The 2,958-nt window shown below is 45.2% G+C and carries 2 protein-coding genes and 1 pseudogene; 1 reads left to right on the top strand and 2 read right to left on the bottom strand.

What is annotated here, in order from left to right; genetic code table 11:
- A partial coding sequence (locus tag RMO27_RS01720) for a phosphoketolase family protein (RefSeq protein WP_309728522.1) occupies nucleotides 1-1,644 on the top strand: 1,644 nt, incomplete at its 5' end.
- Between the two features lie 60 nt (nucleotides 1,645-1,704).
- Here the strand turns inward: RMO27_RS01720 and RMO27_RS01715 are convergent.
- Together RMO27_RS01715 and RMO27_RS01710 are read right to left on the bottom strand one after the other, a co-directional pair.
- Nucleotides 1,705-2,607 carry an amino acid ABC transporter substrate-binding protein gene (locus RMO27_RS01715; protein ID WP_309728520.1) on the bottom strand — a complete coding sequence of 301 codons (903 nt, stop codon included), beginning with the start codon at nucleotides 2,605-2,607 and terminating at the stop codon, nucleotides 1,705-1,707.
- Between the two features lie 83 nt (nucleotides 2,608-2,690).
- Nucleotides 2,691-2,813: pseudogene (locus RMO27_RS01710) on the bottom strand (DUF4342 domain-containing protein); the annotation flags it as partial.
- Nucleotides 2,814-2,958 lie beyond the last annotated feature (145 nt).

The raw sequence follows: 2,958 nt of genomic DNA, 5'->3' as shown, positions 1-2,958 counted from the left end.
ATGCACCAAATCATGGCGATGACACTCGATCGAGCCATCCAAGACATCCACGATCTCCAATCCCGCGCGCGGAATGATGGCGATACTACTCGTCCATTATATCCCGCGATCGTCCTCCGCTCTCCCAAGGGCTGGACGGGGCCAAAAGAGCTAGATGGACATCAGATCGAGGGTTCCTGGCGATCGCATCAAGTCCCCCTCAAGGAAGTCAAGCATCGTCCGGAACAACTACAAATGCTTGAAGACTGGCTAAAAAGCTACCGTCCAGATGAATTGTTCGATGAAGATGGCAAGTTGCGATCGGAATTTCGCTCGATTGCACCTCAAGGGAATAAACGAATGGGCAGTAATCGACACGCCAATGGCGGCTTGCTGCGAAAGTCCCTCCACCTCCCCGATTTCCGGCAGTATGGAGTAGATGTACAGACCCCAGGGGCAATCGAAGTATCGAATACTTACCCCTTGGGGGTATTGATGCGCGATATTATCCAAACCAATCCCGATAATTTCCGCCTCTTTGGCCCAGATGAAACTGCTTCGAATCAGCTACAGGCAGTATATGGAGCCACCAAGAAAGTCTGGTGGGGGTCATACTTACCAGCAGATGCTGATGGTAGCGAAATGGCTTTGGATGGACGAGTAATGGAGATGTTGAGTGAACACACTCTCGAAGGATGGCTAGAGGGCTATTTATTAACGGGTAGACATGGATTGCTATCGACTTACGAGGCATTTGTGCATGTGATCGATTCGATGTTCAATCAACATGCTAAATGGTTGGAAATCTCTCGAAAATTATCATGGCGGGCGGAGGTGGCTTCGCTTAATCTATTAATTACTTCGACGGTATGGCGACAAGATCACAATGGCTTCACTCATCAAGATCCAGGCTTTCTCGATCTGGTTGCCAACAAAAGTATGGAAGTAGTCAGGATTTATTTACCACCTGATGTTAATTGTTTACTGACAATTGCTGATCATTGTTTTAGAAGTACCGATCGAATTAATGTTGTTGTCGCTGATAAGCAACCCCATCTGCAATATTTAACCATAGATGCGGCGATCGCTCACTGCACCAAAGGGGTAGGCATTTGGGAGTGGGCAAGTACCGATGTGGGTGTCGAGCCGGACGTGGTAATTGCCTGTGCTGGCGATGTTCCCACCCAAGAGGCTCTCGCTGCGACGGCAATTTTAAATCAGGCATTTCCCGATCTCAAAATTCGTTTTATTAATGTAGTTGATCTCTTGGCACTCCAACCACCGCTAGAATATCCCAATGGTTTGACCGATCGAGATTTTGATAGCTTGTTTACGATCAACAAACCTATTATCTTTAATTTTCATGGCTATCCTTGGCTAATTCATCGTTTAACCTATCGCCGCACCAACCATCACAATCTTCATGTGCGTGGCTATAAGGAAAAGGGGAATATTAACACACCACTAGAATTGGCGATGAATAATCAAATCGATCGATTTACCATTGCCATTGATGTGATCGATCGAGTGCCCAAATTACAAGTGGCTGGTGCTCATACCAAAGAACAACTAAAAAATCGTCAAATAGAATGTCGGCAATATGCCTATCATCATGGTATCGATTCACCAGAGGTGGTTAACTGGCGCTGGAAAAACATCGATTAAGCGTCGATAAGTGTAGAGGACGGGTAACAATCCACCCTCTCTACTGACCATTAATTAGGTTCATAAGTCACTATCGGGTATTTCTTGTTTAGAATCAATAACCAACCGCATGTTGTCAACAACTAAGTCGCGTAAATCTTTTGACAATGGTAAAGCACTCTGTGAGCCAAACCAGCGATCAAAGATTTGAACATAGGGCTGCTTTTGTTTCAGAAAACCCTGCATAAATCTGATCAGGGCATAGTTAGCATTACCCAAAAAAGTTGAATTATTTTCTGGTATCATACAAGCGATACCTTCCTTCGAAAATAAAGTGCTCACAATCTTATATTGTTGAGTATTAGCTGTTCTTTGCAACCAAGCTTCTAATAAAATTCCATCATCAGCGAAAGCATCAATTTTCCCCTCCCGCAAAAACTGATAGCCTTCGGCGCGGTCTTTAACAAAGATGATTTTGGTTTGAGGTTGAACCCTACGCATCGCTTGCTCGTTGGTTGTTCCAGGCAAAGCACCAATTTTTCGCCCTGCCAACCCAGAGATATCCCAAGACTTGGTGCCCTTTAGGGTTAGGAGTTGGGTACCTGTTGTCGCATAACTTACCGTAAAATCCACATCTTGATCGCGCTCCCAGGTAAAACTAGCCGCATCACAGACAATATCTACAGCACCACTTCTCAGTTTGGGAATACGGTCAGCGGGATCCAGAGCAACCAACTCTAGTTTAATAGGGCGTTTCAACTCTCTCTCCACCTGTTTCTGGATCAATAGCAACATGTCAACAGAATATCCTGTCAAACGTCCATTTTTGTCTCTATAGGCGAAAGGAAAGGCATCCTTGCTAGTCCCAGCAGTTAAAACACCTGTTTTGACAACTTTTTCCAACACTGAGTGGGCAATCGCTGGTTGGATCGGCAGCAAGACACACAACGCACCTACGATTACAAGCAGATTTGGGCAACGCATAATGCAATATGGTGAATTTATAATGCTTATTTTATCACTACAGTAGCTGCTTAATCAGCTATTCACCCAAATCTTTTTCTGCATTATTCCCGTTTCTCCAACACAATAGTGAGATGAGCGACCATCGCCCCGATCGCACCCACTGCCGCCATCACTGGAAATAGAGTCGCGCTGATGACACCGCCAACTACGCCAACAGTCTCTGGAGGTGCTACCTCAGGTTGAACCTTTTCGATGGCTTCTTCAGATCGATCCATAGGTGTGCTCATGTGATATCTCCTTAGCTCGACTTTATCCATTTTGGGTAAAGTTGAGCTCAGAGTAAGACTCTCAGACTAGGCAACATAACAA

It is taken from the genome of Chamaesiphon sp. OTE_75_metabat_556 (assembly GCF_031378165.1).
In the GTDB taxonomy this organism is placed as follows: domain Bacteria; phylum Cyanobacteriota; class Cyanobacteriia; order Cyanobacteriales; family Chamaesiphonaceae; genus Chamaesiphon.
The sequence above is the reverse complement of the archived record's forward strand: the minus strand, read 5'-3'. Positions and strand labels throughout refer to the sequence as shown.

What these genes read in the sequence shown, in the direction of transcription:
- RMO27_RS01715 (WP_309728520.1), bottom strand. Translation starts at nt 2,607, where the DNA reads ATGCGTTGCCCAAATCTGCTTGTAATCGTAGGTGCGTTGTGTGTCTTG.